Here is a 15,199-nt window from a genome sequence, read left to right as displayed (position 1 = left end):
CAAATCACTCCAATATTAAATACGACGTTTTTTAGGCGGACGGCAACCGTTATGAGGCAACGGGGTAACGTCAGTAATGCTGGTAATCTTGAAACCAAGAGCGTTTAAAGCACGTACAGAGGATTCGCGACCAGGACCTGGGCCTTTAATACGAACCTCTAAATTTTTAACGCCATACTCTTGGGCAACTTTACCAGCTGCTTCTGCTGCAACTTGTGCTGCAAATGGTGTACTTTTACGAGAACCTTTAAAACCAGCGCCGCCAGAGGTAGCCCAAGACAACGCATTGCCTTGACGGTCAGTGATTGTAATGATGGTATTGTTGAAAGATGCATGAACGTGCACAATACCCTCACTCACGGTTTTACGTACTTTTTTACGTACACGTGAAGCTGTGTTTGCTTTAGCCATTAATAAAATTCCTTAAAATTTATTTCTTACCAGCAATCGCTTTACGCGGACCTTTGCGGGTACGCGCATTTGTACGAGTGCGTTGACCGCGGCATGGTAAGCCGCGACGATGACGGAAGCCACGATAGCAGCCCATGTCCATCAATCGCTTGATACTCATAGTTACTTCACGACGCAAATCACCTTCTACTTCATACTTGGCAACTTGATCACGTAAAGCATCTAATTGAGTCTCGTCCAAATCTTTTGCTTTAGTATCAGGCGCAATATTTGCAGCCTCACAAATCAATTTAGCACGAGTAGCACCAATACCGTAAATAGCCTGAAGACCAATTACGATGTGTGCGTTATTAGGGATATTTACCCCTGCAATACGAGCCATATTTTTTCCTTTTTAGGGCAAAGTGTGTCACTATATCACAGAATCACATTAAAAGAAATATTCCATTAACCTTGACGCTGTTTGTGACGGGGATCAGTACAAATTACACGAACTACACGATTTCGACGAATAATCTTGCAATTTCGGCAAATTTTCTTAACAGATGGTTGTACACGCATTTTATTTTCCTTTTATTGGTTTATCTTGCTCTGAAAACAATTCGAGCCCTAGTTAGATCATAAGGTGTCAGCTCTACTGTGACCTTATCTCCCGGAGAAATACGAATGTAATGCATCCGCATCTTCCCAGAAATATGACCCAATACAATATGGTCATTCTCAAGTTTTACTTTAAATGTTGCATTAGGTAAAGTTTCAAGAATTTCACCTTGCATTTGGATAGTATCTTCTTTCGCCATAATTCTATTTCCGAGAAAATGATTTCATTTCTGAACGAGTCATTAACTTATCATACTGTTGAGTAAGCCTATACGAATTTATTTGTGTACTAAAATCCATCGTTACAACAACTAGAATCAACAAAGACGTGCCACCCAAATAAAAAGGTACATTTAAAACCGTAGTTAAGAACTCTGGAATTAAACAAATAGTTGTAATATAAAGAGCTCCAAACAATGTCAAACGTAATACAACTTTTTCTAAATACCTAGAGGTCTGCTCACCAGGTCTAATCCCAGGAACAAAAGCACCACTCTTTTTTAAATTCTCTGCCATTTCTTTAGGGCTAAAAAACAAAGCCGTATAAAAATAACAAAAGAAAATAACTGTCGCTGCAAATAAAGCCATATACAGCAATTGACCGTGTTGTAACAATCCAGCTATTTTGTGCAAAACACTATTTGTATCAGCCGAACCAAACCAACCTAAAAGAGTAGATGGAAATAGAATAATACTGGAAGCAAAAATTGGGGGAATAACACCAGCCATATTCAACTTGAAAGGCATATGCGTATTTTGACTACCCACCCCGCCATTAAACTGGCGTTTTGCATAATGAATAGGAATCTTCCGCTGTGCACTTTCAAAGTATACAACCAAATAAATTAATAATAAGGCACCAAATACAACAAGCAACGCCGTAAGCATGCTCATAGAACCTTGGTTCGTCAGTGTAACCAGCTTTGCAATACCCGAAGGAATACCTGAAGCAATACCTGCCGTAATAATTAAAGAAATACCGTTCCCGATACCCCTTTCAGTAATTTGCTCCCCAAGCCACATAAGAAACATGGTTCCCGTTACCAAAGAAACTACCGTGGAAACATGAAACTCAAATGAACTTGTTACAACAACTCCTTGCTGAAATACGAAAGATGCAACACCTAGACTTTGAAGAATTGCTAACAAAACAGTACCATACCTAGTATATTTCGTAATTACCTTTCTACCAGCCTCCCCTTCTTTTTTTAAAGCCTTCAATGATGGCAAAATTTCAGAAGCGAGCTGTACAATAATAGAAGCTGAAATATATGGCATGATTCCTATTGCAAATATACTAAAGCGCTCTAACGACCCACCAGAAAACATATTCAACATTCCCAGGATGCCGTTTCCAGCGCTTTCGTATAATTTAGCTAAAGCAACAGCATCAACTCCAGGTACGGGTATATGGGCACCAATTCGAAAAACAATCAATGCTCCAAATAGAAACAAAAGACGTTTCTTAAGATCTCCAAACTTGGATAAACCTGATGACGTTTGTTGATTAGCCACAATATTAAACCTTACATTTCAATCTTACCACCAGCAGCCTCGATAGCAGCTCTCGCACCTTTGGTAACTTTAATACCCCTCAAAGCAACTGCCTTAGAAATTTCACCAGAAGCAATAACTTTAACATTAGAGACTGTAGATGCAATCAGACCAGCTTGTTTAAGAACCAAGACATCAATCTCGTTCACAGCAATCAGATTTAATTCACTCAAACGAACTTCAGCATTAGCGGCAGCAGTCAAAGATTTGAAACCACGTTTCGGCAGACGGCGTTGCAAAGGCATTTGACCGCCTTCAAAACCTACCTTGTGGAAGCCACCAGAACGGCTTTTTTGACCTTTATGACCACGACCACCTGTTTTACCCAAGCCGCTACCAATACCACGGCCTACACGACGACCAGCATGCGTAGCACCCTCAGCAGGTTGAATAGTATTCAAAAACATATTAAGACTCCACTTTCAACAAGTAGCTGATTTTATTGATCATGCCACGGTTTTCAGGGGTATCCAAAACCTCTACAGTATGTTCACGGCGGCGCAAACCTAAACCACGAGCACATGCACGATGAGATTCAATTGTACCGATCAGGCTCTTAACCAATGTAACTTTAATCTTTTTTTGCTCAGTCATGGTTAGCTCCCAAAATATCTTCTACTGTCAAGCCACGTTTAGCAGCAATATCAGCAGGGGTATACAGTTTAGACAAACCGTCTAATGTAGCGCGTACAATATTGTAAGGATTAGTAGAACCATGTACTTTAGCTGAAATGTTATGGATACCCATAGCATCAAATACTAAACGCATTGGACCACCAGCTTTTACACCGCTACCTTCTTTAGCAGGTTGCATAAATACTTTAGTAGCGCCATGACGACCAATAACTTCATGATGAATCGTACCATTTTTCAAAGGTACTTTAATCATAGAGCGGCGTGCTTGATCCATTGCTTTTTGAACAGCAACTGGCACTTCTTTTGATTTACCCTTACCCATACCGATGCGACCATCGCCATCACCAACAACAGTCAGTGCAGAGAAAGCCATAATACGACCACCTTTAACTACTTTAGTCACGCGATTAACTGCGACCATCTTTTCAATCAGGCCGTCACCGCGTTCTTCAATTTCATGTTTTGCCATCTGAAAGTCTCCAAATATTAGAAGCTTAAACCATTTTCACGTGCAGCTTCAGCCAAAGCTTTCACACGACCGTGATATTGGAAACCTGAACGGTCAAAAGCAACTTTTTCAACACCTACTGCTTTAGCTTTTTCAGCAATACGCTTACCAACTACAGCTGCTGCTTCAACGTTGCTACCTGATTTCAGGCTACTACGTACTTCAGCTTCCAATGTAGAGGCTTGAGCCAATACTTTATCACCTTCAGCACTAATTACTTGAGCATAAATATGATTATTGCTGCGGAACACACATAATCTTACCATTTTCAAGTCCGCAATACGCGCACGGGTTTTGCGTGCACGACGGAGTCGGGTTGTATGTTTATCCATTAGTGAACCTCAATTATTTTTTCTTGGCTTCTTTCATCACTACTACTTCACCTACATAACGAACACCTTTGCCTTTATAAGGCTCAGGAGAACGGAATGCACGAATTTCAGCAGCGACTTGGCCAACCACTTGTTTATCTGCACCAGTCAAAACGATTTCTGTTTGGCTAGGAGTTTGAACAGAAACACCTTCAGGCATTTCGTATACGATTGGATGAGAGAAACCCAAAGACAAGTTCAAAACTTTGCCTTGCGCTTGGGCACGATAACCCACACCAATCAATTGAAGTTTTTTCTCAAAACCTTCAGAAACACCCTTAACCATGTTATTAACCAATGCACGAGCAGTACCAGACATAGCATTAGCCTGTTTACTGTCATTTTTTGCAGCAAAAGTCAATTTACCATCGTTTAGTTCAATAGCAACATCGGAATGCAAAGGAAAGGACAGTTCGCCATGTTTACCTTTGATTACCAATGCATCTGTTCCGAATTTTACTTCTACACCAGCAGGAACAGTCACTGGGTTTTTTGCGACGCGTGACATTTACATTTCTCCACTAGGCTACGATGCACAACAACTCACCACCAACACCCTCAGAACGGGCTTTGCGATCAGTCATCACACCTTTAGAAGTACTAACAATAGCGACACCCAAGCCATTCATTACGCTAGGGATCTCGCTTGATGCTTTGTAAATACGCAAACCAGGACGTGAAACACGTTTAATTTGCTCAATCACAGGGCGACCTGCATAGTATTTCAATTGAATTTCCAATACCGGTTTTGCATCAGCAGAAACCGTAAAATCCTCGATATAGCCTTCATCTTTCAGAACTTTTGCAATTGCACATTTCAATTTTGAAGAAGGCATGGCAACAGTTGCTTTATTAGCACGTTGCGCATTGCGAATACGAGTCAACATATCGGAAATAGGATCATGCATACTCATTATTTATACTCCTATTACCAGCTAGCTTTAACAACACCAGGAATCTCGCCACGCATAGCGATTTCACGGATTTTAATACGACCCAAACCAAATTTACGGAAAGTGCCACGAGGACGACCTGTTAAAGCACAACGACGACGTTGACGTACAGGTGCTGCATTACGCGGAATGGATTGAAATTTCAAACGTGCTTCAAAGCGTTCTTCTTCAGTCGCATTAGCATCATTAATAACAGCGAAAATTGCCTCACGTTTAGCTGCAAACTTTTTCGCCAATGCTTGACGTTTCAGCTCACGATTAATAAGTGCTTTCTTAGCCATAATTATCCTTTAAACGGAAACTTGAACAGTGACAACAAAGCTTTCGCTTCTTCATCAGTTTTTGCAGTAGTTGTAATAGTAATATTCAAACCACGCAAAGCATCAATTTTATCGTACTCAATTTCCGAAAAAATGATTTGTTCGCGAACACCCATATTGTAATTACCGCGACCATCAAATGACTTACCGCTTACACCACGAAAATCTCGAACACGAGGCAATGCAATAGTAATCAAACGGTCCAAAAATTCAAACATTTGATCACGGCGCAAAGTAACTTTACAACCGACAGGGTAGTTGTCACGAATTTTAAAACCAGCAATAGATTTACGGGCTACAGTTACAACAGGTTTCTGACCGGCAATTTTTTCCAAATCAGACACAGCGTGTTCCATTACTTTCTTATCAGCAACCGCTTCGCCAACACCCATATTTAAAGTAATCTTTTCAATACGGGGCACTTCCATAACCGATTTGTAACCAAACTGTTTAACCAACTCAGGAACAACAGTACTTTTATAAAACTCTCTCAAACGAGCCATGTTATCTCCTTATGCTCCAATGATAGAGCCATTAGATTTGAAGAAACGAACGCGCTTAATTTTGCCTTCAGTTTCAATCAATTTAATACCAACACGGTCTGCTTTGTTTGTCTCGGGATTCAGAATTGCAACATTAGAAATATCCAAAGGCATTTCTTTTACAATAATACCACCCTCAACTCCGCGCATTGGATTCGGCTTCTGATGACGCTTAACAACATTTACACCAGAAACAATTACCTTACCACCAAGTACACGGATGACCTGACCCCGCTTACCCTTGTCTTTACCTGCGATAACAACAACTTGATCGCCTTTAACAATCTTATTCATTCCACCACCCCTTATAATACTTCAGGAGCCAATGAAACGATTTTCATAAATCGCTCAGTACGCAGCTCACGAGTTACAGGACCAAAAATACGAGTACCCAGAGGTTCGAGCTTATTATTTAACAATACAGCAGCATTGTTATCAAACTTAATCAAAGCCCCATCAGGACGACGAACACCTTTTGCAGTACGAACAACAACAGCATTGTAAACATCGCCCTTCTTGACACGACCACGCGGAGCCGCATCTTTAATTGCAACTTTAATAATATCGCCAACCGAAGCATAGCGACGCTTAGACCCACCCAATACCTTGATACACATTACTCTACGCGCACCAGAGTTATCAGCCACATCTAAGATGGTCTGCATTTGAATCATGTTATTACCTTTAAATTAACCAACTTAATTTACCACTTTCAGATAACTTACAGCAAAGCCGCTGCTTATTAAATGAAACCTTACGGTTCAAGTAAACCAGTCTTGGACCCCGAGAGGGAAGAAACTTCCAGAAGAAACTGAAAGACAGGAAACGAAGTTTACACGCAAATTAAATTTGCTGCAATACTTCGTTTCCCATTTCAAGCACGTTGCTTTAATTCTTAAACAGAACGTGCTTTCTCAACCAGCTCACTGACAATCCAAGATTTAGTTTTTGATAATGGACGGGATTCCGATATAACAACTACATCACCAATTCCATATTGATTATTTTCATCATGGGCATGGATTTTAGTAGATAATCGAATAATCTTACCATACAGCGGATGTTTTACTTTACGCTCAACCAATACTGTTACGGTTTTATCCATTTTGTCGCTTACTACTTTGCCTTGCAAAGTACGAACATTTTTAGTTTCGCTCATTACTTAGCACCTTTTTCAGTTAAAACGGTTTTAATACGAGCAATATCGCGACGTACACGTTTCAATTCACTTGGTTTGCCTAATTGACCAGTAGCGTTTTGCATACGTAAGCCAAACTGAGCTTTCAACAAGTCCAACAAATCTGCATTCAACTGCTCAACGGATTTGTCTTTCAATTCATTTGCTTTCATTATTGACCCACCTGTCTTACTACAAAGGTTGTAGGAATAGGCAATTTGGCAGCAGCCAACTCGAATGCTTCACGAGCCAGTTCCTCTGGAACGCCATCCATTTCATACAACACTTTACCTGGTTTAATTTCGGCAATGTAATATTCCACGTTACCTTTACCGCCACCCATACGAACTTGAATAGGCTTTTCAGTAATCGGTTTATCAGGGAATACACGAATCCAAATACGACCACCACGTTTGATATGACGGGTCATTGTACGACGAGCAGCTTCGATTTGACGGGCAGTCAAACGACCACGACCTACGGCTTTCAAGCCGAACTCACCGAAACTTACCTTATTACCGCGAGTAGCGATGCCGGTATTACGACCCTTTTGTTGCTTACGGTATTTCAGTCTAGTTGGCTGCAGCATTACGTCTACCTGCCTTTCTTTGTTTACTCTCATGTTCAGGTTTGGAAGATTTAATATTGCCTTCCGTATAAACCCAAACTTTCAGACCCAATACACCATATGTGGTGTGCGCTTCGCTGGTTGCATAATCTACATTTGCACGTAAAGTATGCAGTGGCACGCGACCTTCACGATACCATTCACTACGGGCAATATCCGCACCATTCAGACGGCCTGAAGTCATAATCTTAATGCCTTTAGCACCAGAACGCATTGCATTTTGCATTGCTCGTTTCATAGCACGACGGAATTGAACACGTTTTTCCAACTGCTGGGCAATTCCGTCAGCAATAATTTGAGCATCCAACTCAGGACGGCGAATCTCTTCAATATTTACATGAACAGGCACACCCATCAAGGCTTGCAAGTCACGTTTCAAAACTTCGATATCCTCGCCTTTTTTACCGATAACCACACCCGGACGAGCGGAGTGAATGGTAATGCGTGCAGATTTAGCAGGACGCTCGATCACTACGCGACCAACTGAAGCATTAGCCAATTTTTGACGCAAATAATTGCGAACATCGATATCCTGCTTCAAAACAGTAGAAAAGTCGGTGCTTTTAGCAAACCATTTTGAAGCCCAGTCTTTAGTTACCGCCAGGCGAAAGCCTGTAGGGTTAATCTTTTGTCCCATAGCTTTTCCTTAATTACCCACTGTCACATTGATATGACAAGTTTGTTTTTCGATGCGGTTACCGCGACCCTTGGCGCGAGCTTGAAAACGTTTCAAGCTTGGACCTTTGTCAACAAAGATAGTTACCACTTTCAGTTCATCAATGTCCGCACCGTTATTATGCTCGGCATTAGCAATAGCTGACTCCAATACTTTTTTGATCAGCTCGGCACCTTTTTTAGGACTGAAAGCCAAAATATTCAAAGCTTGGGCAACGTCTTTACCACGAATCAAATCAGCTACCAAACGAGCCTTTTGAGCAGAGATACGGGCATTTTTATGTTGTGCATTTACTCTCATGATTCACCTTATTTCTTTTTAGCCTTTTTATCGGCCAGGTGGCCTTTAAAGGTACGGGTCAATGAGAATTCGCCTAATTTATGACCAACCATATTGTCGCTGATAAACACAGGCACATGGGTGCGACCGTTGTGCACGGCAATGGTCAGACCGATAAAATCAGGCAGAATGGTAGAACGACGAGACCAAGTTTTAATCGGGCGTTTGTCGTTGCTTGCGCGAGCAGCATCTACTTTTTTCAGCAAATGCAGGTCTACATATGGGCCTTTTTTCAATGAACGAGCCATACTAATTAACCTTTATTTGAGTAACGGCGACGAACAATCATGTTATCCGTGCGTTTGTTATTACGAGTGCGGTAGCCTTTAGCAGGAGTACCCCATGGGCTAACCGGTTCGCGAGCTTCACCGGTACGACCTTCACCACCACCATGCGGGTGATCGACAGGGTTCATGACAACACCACGAACGGTCGGACGAATACCACGCCAACGATTGGCACCGGCTTTACCAATTTTCTTCAGGCTTTGCTCTTCGTTACCGACTTCACCGATGGTTGCACGGCAATCTACGTTGATTTTACGAACTTCGCCAGAACGCAGACGGACTTGAGCGTATGCGCCTTCTTTAGCCAGCAATACCGCAGAAGCACCGGCAGAACGTGCAATTTGTGCACCTTTACCAGGCTTCATTTCAATACAGTGGATAGTCGTACCAACCGGAATGTTGCGGATCGGCAGGGTGTTACCTACTTTGATGGCAGCTTCAGCACCGGAAACCAATACAGCACCGGCTTGAATACCGCGAGGAGCGATGATGTAGCGACGTTCGCCGTCTGCATAGCACAACAGTGCAATGAAGGCAGTACGGTTAGGATCGTATTCGATACGCTCTACTTTTGCAGGGATACCGTCTTTGTTACGTTTAAAGTCTACAACACGGTAATGGTGTTTATGACCGCCGCCTTTATGACGAGTGGTGATATGACCATTATGGTTACGACCGGCAGTAGAATTTTTCTTTTCGAGCAAAGGTGCATAAGGCGCACCTTTGTGCAAACCTTCTGTTACCACGCGAACCATGCCGCGACGGCCTGCAGAGGTCGGCTTCATTTTAACGATTGCCATTTTGTTTATTCCTTATCTGCAGCTGCAGCAGCGGCTTCCAAATCCAACTCTTGACCGGCAGCCAAGCTTACATAAGCTTTTTTAACATCGCTGCGGCGGCCCAAAGTACGACCAAAACGCTTAGTTTTGCCTTTAGTTGTAACTGTAGTTACAGAAGCAACTTGAACACCGAACAGCAGCTCAACAGCCGCCTTGATTTCAGGTTTGGTTGCATTTGCCAAAACTTTAAACGTCATTTGGTTGCGTTTTTCAGCCAATACGTTGCTTTTTTCAGAAACGACAGGTGCCAAAATCACTTGAGTCAAACGTTGTTGATTCATACCCATTGCTCCTCTAATTGTGCAACCGCATCTTTAGTGATGATTACTTTTTTGTAACGCAGCAAGCTGTAAGGATCAACTTGTTGAGCTTCCAAAACCAACACGTTTGGCAAGTTGCGTGAAGCCAAGTAAACATTCTCGTCGAGCTGTTTGGTTACAAACAACACTTGCTCCAGACCCAGATTTTTCACTTGTTCAGCAAAAACTTTGGTTTTAGGAGTTTCAGCAGTCAACGCTTCGATAGCAAACAAACGCTCGTCACGAGCCAATTGGGACAGAATAGTCGCCATACCGGCACGGTACATTTTACGGTTTACTTTTTGAGTGAAGTTTTCGTCAGGTTTGTTCGGGAACGCGCGACCACCTTTACGCCACAGCGGAGAAGAAGTCATACCGGAACGGGCACGGCCGGTACCTTTTTGACGCCATGGTTTTTTGGTTGAGTGTTTTACTTCGGCACGGGTTTTTTGAGCGCGGTTACCGGAGCGGGCGTTCGCCAAGTAGGCATTTACCAGCTGGTGAACCAACGCTTCATTGTATTCGCGGGCGAACAAAGCATCAGAAACAGACAGGCTGCCTGAAACTTGTCCTTTAGCGTCAATTACTTTCAATTCCATTACGCACCTACTTTCACGCTGGGACGAACTACAACATCGCTGTTGACCGCACCCGGAACAGCACCCTTAACCAACAGCAGTTGGCGTTCTGCATCAACACGGACAACTTCCAATTTTTGAACAGTTGCTTTGGTGTTGCCGTATTGGCCGGCCATGCGCTTACCGGGGAACACGCGACCCGGGTCTTGCGCCATACCGATAGAGCCTGGAACGCGGTGAGAACGGGAGTTACCGTGGGAAGTACGTTGGGCACCGAAGTTATGACGTTTGATCGTGCCGGAGAAACCTTTACCTTTAGAGGTACCGGTTACATCGACCAGTTGACCGACTTCAAACATAGAAACGGTGATTTCGTCACCGGCTTTCAATTCAGCCAGTTTTTCTTCAGTCAAAGCAAACTCGATCAAACCACGACCGGCTTCAACACCTGCTTTTGCAAAGTGCCCGGCTTCGGCTTTGTTGACACGATTGGCTTTTTTCTGACCAAAGGTAACTTGAACGGCAGTATAGCCGTCAGTATCTTTGGATTTTACTTGTGTAACGCGGTTGGCAGACATATCCAAAACGGTTACCGGAACAGAAACACCCTGTTCGTCGAACACGCGGGTCATACCAACTTTGCGTCCAACCAGACCTAAAGTCATGATTATTTTCCTTTTAAAGTAAAGGGACAGGCTACGATTGGCCTGTCTTTCAGACAAAGTTAAACTTGGTACGAATGTACCAAGTCAGACATTATATCTGACAAGTCAAAGAAATATCAACAGAAATATCAAAAATATCTTCAATATGCCGTCTGAAGCGTTTTGAATCTTCAGACGGCATAGGGTCGGATGCTTTTAAAGGAGTCGGTATCCGACCATCACGGCGTATGCATCTTTCTCCGACAAACCGGGATATGGTTGATGACTGCATCCATTATTTCTTTGAGATGGTAGTTTTCGTATGCCGAATAGTAAACGGGTTTGGAAATCTGCAAACCGGTTGCTTCCAGAATCCTTTTTTGTACCGATTCAGCCTTCTCGTCTAGAAACTGTTGCAAATTCGGCTGCGGCTGATGCAGCACCTTATCCCAATAACGTCCTTTCATCGCCATATCCGCCTGATTAATCGCAACAATAACCCTATCCGGATCAATCATTTTAAGGATAACGTCCCTCAATAAATCATAAGCCGTACCCAAATCGCGGGAGCTGCCGTCAAGGATAACAAACACCAAATCTATCCAGCCCCACTGCCCATCCGAATGAGTATAGGTTTTGGACAGGACATCAATCAGTTTTTGCCGATGGGCGCGGTCGGCTTCTTTCCCGTCGCCCAAACCTGCGCTGTCCCAAAACCGCAACACATCGTTCAGCATATAGGCGTTTCGGGATCCACGCCTGTACCTACCTTGGCTTTTTGTTCGCCAAACAAGGCATTTAAGGTTGGGGACTTGCCGACACCTGTCGCACCGACAAGCAAGACATCCAAAGGACGGAAATCGGCTGCTGTGACCTTTTGCCCGATTTCGGAAATACGGTAACGATGCATATGTGCTCCTACCAGCCAAACTAAGAGGCAAACGTGCTAATCATCCCTCCAATCGCTTTTGCAGCACCACCGATCAGCGTCCCGACGCCGCTCGCTATCGTTGAAACAACTTCTTTAACCGCGCCTCCCGCAGCCCCCAATATTTTCTCCAGCGCACTGCCGATACTGCTGTCGATTTCTTGCCGCTCCTCCTGTTTGCGGCGGCTGGTATCTCGTTCGATTTCTTCTACATTAATCTTCTCTGCCACAATTACCCGTTTTTCAGACGGCATAGCCGTAATGATGTAACGCAACAGGCGGGTTATGTTATAGGGACGCTGCTCCTCATCCTCACTCTTAAAGCCTGCTGAAAAATAAATCGGATTGACCGTAACGCCGGTAGCTTCCTGAATGCGCTTGCGTGTCGAACACACTTTCTCCTCCAAAAAGTTTTCCAAAGCGGCGTTCGGACGGCCGGCTTCCGCATCCCAATTCCGCCCTTTCATCGCCATATCGCACTGATTAATCGCAACCAGCAACCGGTCTGTACGGCCTTCCCCGCTCTTCTTCAATGTATTGATGATTACATTGTTAATCAGTTCGTACGATGTCCCCAAGTCCCTGGAACCGCCGTCAAGCAGCACCAAAACCAAGTCGATGACGGCTTTGCCGTTACTGTCTTTCTCCAGCAGCTTATTGATGATATTGCGCCGGTGCCGTTGGTCTGCCTTCTCTCCGTCACCCAAGCTCGGACTATCCCAAATCGTCATATTTTCCAATTCATATTTGGCAATATCCATAGTTTCAGGATCTACACCCACGCCTACTTTTGCGACTTCCTTTACCGCCCCATCACTCTTTCCCGTTGCCTGATCTATGCTGAACAAGGCATTGATGGTGGATGATTTGCCGCAACCGGTGGCTCCGGTAATCAAAATATTGACGTGCGTGTCCTGCAAGATCTTAACCGCCCGCTCCAAATCATGCCGTTCTTCCGAATTCAATTCTTTGTTGTTTAAAATATCTTTAAAGACATTAAGTAAGCTCATCATCTTTCCTTTATTTACTTGAGAATAAAACATCATCCATCCTTAGAATCAGATGGATGCTTCTGCCCAAACCAAGCCCGATTCTACCTTTCTTCGGGGGGCAAGCCTTCGGAAGGCTATGGATAAAAAATATCCTGTTTTGTTCACTAAAAAATGCCGTCTGAAGATTCTTGAGGCACAAAATAAGCCGATTTCACCGACCGCACTGTTTTTTGATTTTGTTGTTTTATCTTGAATCTGTTTGCCGCCGCATATTTTCAGACGGCATAACATAAAAAATCCCCAAGCATTGATTGCTTGGGGATTTTCAATAGTCCGAATTATTGGACTTTGATTTCTACATCAACACCGGCCGGCAAATCCAGCTTCATCAGCGCATCGGTAGTTTTATCGGTCCAATCCACGATGTCCATCAGGCGCAAGTGGGTACGGATTTCCAATTGTTCACGGGAAGTTTTGTTCACGTGCGGAGAACGCAAAATATTGAAACGCTCGATTTTGGTCGGCAAAGGAATCGGGCCTTTTACAACGGCACCGGTACGTTTTGCAGTTTCAACGATTTCTTGTGCAGAACGGTCAATCAGGGCGTAATCATAAGCTTTCAGGCGGATACGGATTTTTTGGTTTGCCATTTATCAATATCCTTCAATTAAGCGATAACAGAAGAAACCACGCCGGCACCCACGGTACGGCCGCCTTCGCGAATCGCAAAGCGCAGGCCTTCTTCCATAGCGATAGGCGCAATCAGTTCTACGGTGATGGTTACGTTCTCACCCGGCATTACCATTTCCACACCTTCTTCCAAAGTAACCGCGCCGGTTACGTCGGTGGTACGGAAGTAGAATTGGGGACGGTAGTTGGCGAAGAACGGGGTATGGCGGCCGCCCTCTTCTTTGCTCAATACGTACACTTCTGCTTTGAACTTGGTGTGCGGAGTGATGGTGCCGGGTTTGGCCAATACCTGACCGCGTTCCACATCTTCACGTTTGGTACCGCGCAGCAATACGCCTACGTTGTCGCCAGCCTGACCTTCATCCAGCAGTTTGCGGAACATTTCAACGCCGGTACAAGTGGTTTTTTGGGTTTCTTTCAGACCGACGATTTCAATCTCGTCGCCAACGTGGATGACACCGCGCTCTACACGGCCGGTTACTACGGTACCGCGGCCGGAGATAGAGAACACGTCTTCGATAGGCAGCAGGAACGGTTTGTCCACGGCACGCTCGGGAGTCGGGATGTAGCTGTCCAATGCGGCAGCCAGTTCGAAGATTTTTTCTTCGTAAGCGGCATCGCCTTCCAAGGCTTTCAGTGCGGAACCTTGTACGATCGGGCAGTCGTCGCCCGGGAAATCGTAGCTGGACAGCAGGTCGCGGATTTCCATTTCAACCAGTTCCAACAGTTCGGCATCGTCAACCATGTCGCATTTGTTCATGAACACGATGATGTAAGGTACGCCTACTTGGCGGGCCAGCAGGATGTGTTCGCGGGTTTGCGGCATAGGGCCGTCGGCAGCGGAACATACCAGGATTGCGCCGTCCATTTGTGCGGCACCGGTAATCATGTTTTTAACGTAGTCGGCGTGGCCCGGGCAGTCTACGTGTGCGTAGTGGCGGGTTTCGGTTTCGTATTCTACGTGTGAGGTATTGATGGTAATACCGCGGGCTTTTTCTTCGGGGGCGTTGTCGATTTGGTCGTAAGCTTTTGCAGCACCGCCGAATTTTTTAGCCAAAATAGTAGTCAAAGCAGCAGTCAGAGTGGTTTTACCATGGTCAACGTGACCGATGGTGCCAACGTTTACGTGCGGTTTGCTACGTTCAAATTTTTCCTTAGCCATGAGCTAATTCCTTTACATTAAAGATCGATTAAAGAACAGAGGTCGTCTGAAAAATCATTTCAGCC

At 44.2% G+C, this 15,199-nt stretch carries 30 protein-coding genes; all 30 read right to left on the bottom strand.

Annotation, left to right across the window (positions count from 1 at the left end; translation table 11 throughout):
* Positions 1-15: 15 nt before the first annotated feature.
* The 30 genes from rpsK to tuf all read right to left on the bottom strand — a co-directional run bounded on the left by rpsK (position 16) and on the right by tuf (position 15,134).
* Positions 16-411, bottom strand: a complete 396-nt coding sequence (gene rpsK, locus Q3O12_RS06270; RefSeq protein ID WP_002216249.1) for a 30S ribosomal protein S11 — start codon at positions 409-411, stop codon at positions 16-18.
* A 19-nt stretch (positions 412-430) separates the two neighbouring features.
* Positions 431-793, bottom strand: a complete 363-nt coding sequence (gene rpsM, locus Q3O12_RS06265) for a 30S ribosomal protein S13 (RefSeq protein ID WP_002215453.1) — start codon at positions 791-793, stop codon at positions 431-433.
* A gap of 65 nt (positions 794-858) precedes the next feature.
* Entirely contained in the window at positions 859-972 is a 114-nt protein-coding gene (gene rpmJ / locus Q3O12_RS06260) for a 50S ribosomal protein L36 (protein WP_003697674.1), read from the bottom strand.
* 20 nt (positions 973-992) lie between these two features.
* Positions 993-1,211, bottom strand: coding sequence for a translation initiation factor IF-1 (gene infA / locus Q3O12_RS06255; protein ID WP_002215452.1), 219 nt, complete (start codon positions 1,209-1,211; stop codon positions 993-995).
* Positions 1,212-1,215: 4 nt separating this feature from the next.
* Complete coding sequence (gene secY, locus Q3O12_RS06250) at positions 1,216-2,526, bottom strand: preprotein translocase subunit SecY (protein WP_301669754.1); 1,311 nt, start codon at positions 2,524-2,526, stop codon at positions 1,216-1,218.
* Positions 2,527-2,537: 11 nt separating this feature from the next.
* Positions 2,538-2,972 (bottom strand): 50S ribosomal protein L15, encoded by a 435-nt coding sequence (gene rplO, locus Q3O12_RS06245; RefSeq protein WP_301669753.1) that lies wholly within the window; start codon positions 2,970-2,972, stop codon positions 2,538-2,540.
* Position 2,973: 1 nt separating this feature from the next.
* Positions 2,974-3,159, bottom strand: a complete 186-nt coding sequence (gene rpmD, locus Q3O12_RS06240; protein WP_003684808.1) for a 50S ribosomal protein L30 — start codon at positions 3,157-3,159, stop codon at positions 2,974-2,976.
* Positions 3,152-3,670, bottom strand: coding sequence for a 30S ribosomal protein S5 (rpsE, locus tag Q3O12_RS06235; RefSeq protein WP_003684704.1), 519 nt, complete (start codon positions 3,668-3,670; stop codon positions 3,152-3,154). The genes rpmD and rpsE overlap by 8 nt, the downstream gene beginning before the upstream one ends.
* Positions 3,671-3,687: 17 nt before the next feature.
* Positions 3,688-4,041 carry a 50S ribosomal protein L18 gene (gene rplR, locus Q3O12_RS06230; protein ID WP_003749287.1) on the bottom strand — a complete coding sequence of 118 codons (354 nt, stop codon included), beginning with the start codon at positions 4,039-4,041 and terminating at the stop codon, positions 3,688-3,690.
* Between the two features lie 13 nt (positions 4,042-4,054).
* Entirely contained in the window at positions 4,055-4,588 is a 534-nt protein-coding gene (gene rplF, locus Q3O12_RS06225) for a 50S ribosomal protein L6 (RefSeq protein WP_003749285.1), read from the bottom strand.
* Positions 4,589-4,601: 13 nt separating this feature from the next.
* Positions 4,602-4,994: a 30S ribosomal protein S8 gene (gene rpsH / locus Q3O12_RS06220; RefSeq protein WP_003749283.1), complete on the bottom strand. Its 393-nt coding sequence runs from the start codon at positions 4,992-4,994 to the stop codon at positions 4,602-4,604.
* A 14-nt stretch (positions 4,995-5,008) separates the two neighbouring features.
* Entirely contained in the window at positions 5,009-5,314 is a 306-nt protein-coding gene (gene rpsN, locus Q3O12_RS06215; protein WP_003684736.1) for a 30S ribosomal protein S14, read from the bottom strand.
* A 2-nt stretch (positions 5,315-5,316) separates the two neighbouring features.
* Positions 5,317-5,856, bottom strand: a complete 540-nt coding sequence (gene rplE, locus Q3O12_RS06210) for a 50S ribosomal protein L5 (RefSeq protein WP_301669752.1) — start codon at positions 5,854-5,856, stop codon at positions 5,317-5,319.
* Between the two features lie 9 nt (positions 5,857-5,865).
* Positions 5,866-6,189, bottom strand: a complete 324-nt coding sequence (rplX, locus tag Q3O12_RS06205; RefSeq protein WP_107819966.1) for a 50S ribosomal protein L24 — start codon at positions 6,187-6,189, stop codon at positions 5,866-5,868.
* Positions 6,190-6,200: 11 nt separating this feature from the next.
* Positions 6,201-6,569 (bottom strand): 50S ribosomal protein L14, encoded by a 369-nt coding sequence (gene rplN / locus Q3O12_RS06200; protein ID WP_003749804.1) that lies wholly within the window; start codon positions 6,567-6,569, stop codon positions 6,201-6,203.
* Positions 6,570-6,790: 221 nt separating this feature from the next.
* A complete protein-coding gene (rpsQ, locus tag Q3O12_RS06195) occupies positions 6,791-7,054 on the bottom strand; it encodes a 30S ribosomal protein S17 (RefSeq protein ID WP_107819967.1) in 264 nt (87 codons plus the stop codon).
* Positions 7,054-7,245, bottom strand: coding sequence for a 50S ribosomal protein L29 (gene rpmC, locus Q3O12_RS06190; protein ID WP_002215432.1), 192 nt, complete (start codon positions 7,243-7,245; stop codon positions 7,054-7,056). The genes rpsQ and rpmC overlap by 1 nt, the downstream gene beginning before the upstream one ends.
* Entirely contained in the window at positions 7,245-7,661 is a 417-nt protein-coding gene (gene rplP / locus Q3O12_RS06185) for a 50S ribosomal protein L16 (RefSeq protein ID WP_003749802.1), read from the bottom strand. The genes rpmC and rplP overlap by 1 nt, the downstream gene beginning before the upstream one ends.
* Complete coding sequence (gene rpsC / locus Q3O12_RS06180; protein ID WP_003749800.1) at positions 7,645-8,337, bottom strand: 30S ribosomal protein S3; 693 nt, start codon at positions 8,335-8,337, stop codon at positions 7,645-7,647. The genes rplP and rpsC overlap by 17 nt, the downstream gene beginning before the upstream one ends.
* A 9-nt stretch (positions 8,338-8,346) precedes the next feature.
* Positions 8,347-8,676, bottom strand: a complete 330-nt coding sequence (rplV, locus tag Q3O12_RS06175; RefSeq protein ID WP_002215424.1) for a 50S ribosomal protein L22 — start codon at positions 8,674-8,676, stop codon at positions 8,347-8,349.
* An 8-nt stretch (positions 8,677-8,684) separates the two neighbouring features.
* The gene (gene rpsS / locus Q3O12_RS06170; protein WP_002215422.1) at positions 8,685-8,963 is read right to left on the bottom strand and encodes a 30S ribosomal protein S19; all 279 of its coding nucleotides are present in this window, start codon (positions 8,961-8,963) and stop codon (positions 8,685-8,687) included.
* A 5-nt stretch (positions 8,964-8,968) separates the two neighbouring features.
* On the bottom strand, positions 8,969-9,802 hold the full coding sequence (rplB, locus tag Q3O12_RS06165; protein WP_003707139.1) for a 50S ribosomal protein L2: 834 nt from the start codon (positions 9,800-9,802) through the stop codon (positions 8,969-8,971).
* 5 nt (positions 9,803-9,807) lie between these two features.
* Positions 9,808-10,122 carry a 50S ribosomal protein L23 gene (gene rplW / locus Q3O12_RS06160; RefSeq protein ID WP_181874523.1) on the bottom strand — a complete coding sequence of 105 codons (315 nt, stop codon included), beginning with the start codon at positions 10,120-10,122 and terminating at the stop codon, positions 9,808-9,810.
* On the bottom strand, positions 10,119-10,739 hold the full coding sequence (rplD, locus tag Q3O12_RS06155) for a 50S ribosomal protein L4 (RefSeq protein WP_002218573.1): 621 nt from the start codon (positions 10,737-10,739) through the stop codon (positions 10,119-10,121). Before rplD ends, rplW begins: the two co-directional genes overlap by 4 nt.
* Positions 10,739-11,383, bottom strand: coding sequence for a 50S ribosomal protein L3 (gene rplC, locus Q3O12_RS06150; protein WP_002215400.1), 645 nt, complete (start codon positions 11,381-11,383; stop codon positions 10,739-10,741). Before rplC ends, rplD begins: the two co-directional genes overlap by 1 nt.
* Positions 11,384-11,601: 218 nt before the next feature.
* Positions 11,602-12,099 carry a GTPase family protein gene (locus tag Q3O12_RS06145; protein ID WP_238137533.1) on the bottom strand — a complete coding sequence of 166 codons (498 nt, stop codon included), beginning with the start codon at positions 12,097-12,099 and terminating at the stop codon, positions 11,602-11,604.
* The gene (locus Q3O12_RS06140) at positions 12,093-12,272 is read right to left on the bottom strand and encodes a GTPase (RefSeq protein ID WP_238137534.1); all 180 of its coding nucleotides are present in this window, start codon (positions 12,270-12,272) and stop codon (positions 12,093-12,095) included. Before Q3O12_RS06140 ends, Q3O12_RS06145 begins: the two co-directional genes overlap by 7 nt.
* Positions 12,273-12,292: 20 nt before the next feature.
* Positions 12,293-13,333 (bottom strand): GTPase family protein, encoded by a 1,041-nt coding sequence (locus Q3O12_RS06135; protein WP_301669770.1) that lies wholly within the window; start codon positions 13,331-13,333, stop codon positions 12,293-12,295.
* A gap of 287 nt (positions 13,334-13,620) precedes the next feature.
* Positions 13,621-13,932 carry a 30S ribosomal protein S10 gene (rpsJ, locus tag Q3O12_RS06130; RefSeq protein WP_002215394.1) on the bottom strand — a complete coding sequence of 104 codons (312 nt, stop codon included), beginning with the start codon at positions 13,930-13,932 and terminating at the stop codon, positions 13,621-13,623.
* Positions 13,933-13,949: 17 nt separating this feature from the next.
* Positions 13,950-15,134 carry an elongation factor Tu gene (tuf, locus tag Q3O12_RS06125; protein WP_003713286.1) on the bottom strand — a complete coding sequence of 395 codons (1,185 nt, stop codon included), beginning with the start codon at positions 15,132-15,134 and terminating at the stop codon, positions 13,950-13,952.
* Positions 15,135-15,199 lie beyond the last annotated feature (65 nt).

The sequence above is a fragment of the Neisseria benedictiae genome (assembly GCF_958267435.1).
GTDB classification, from domain to species: domain Bacteria; phylum Pseudomonadota; class Gammaproteobacteria; order Burkholderiales; family Neisseriaceae; genus Neisseria; species Neisseria bergeri.
The sequence above is the reverse complement of the archived record's forward strand: the minus strand, read 5'-3'. Positions and strand labels throughout refer to the sequence as shown.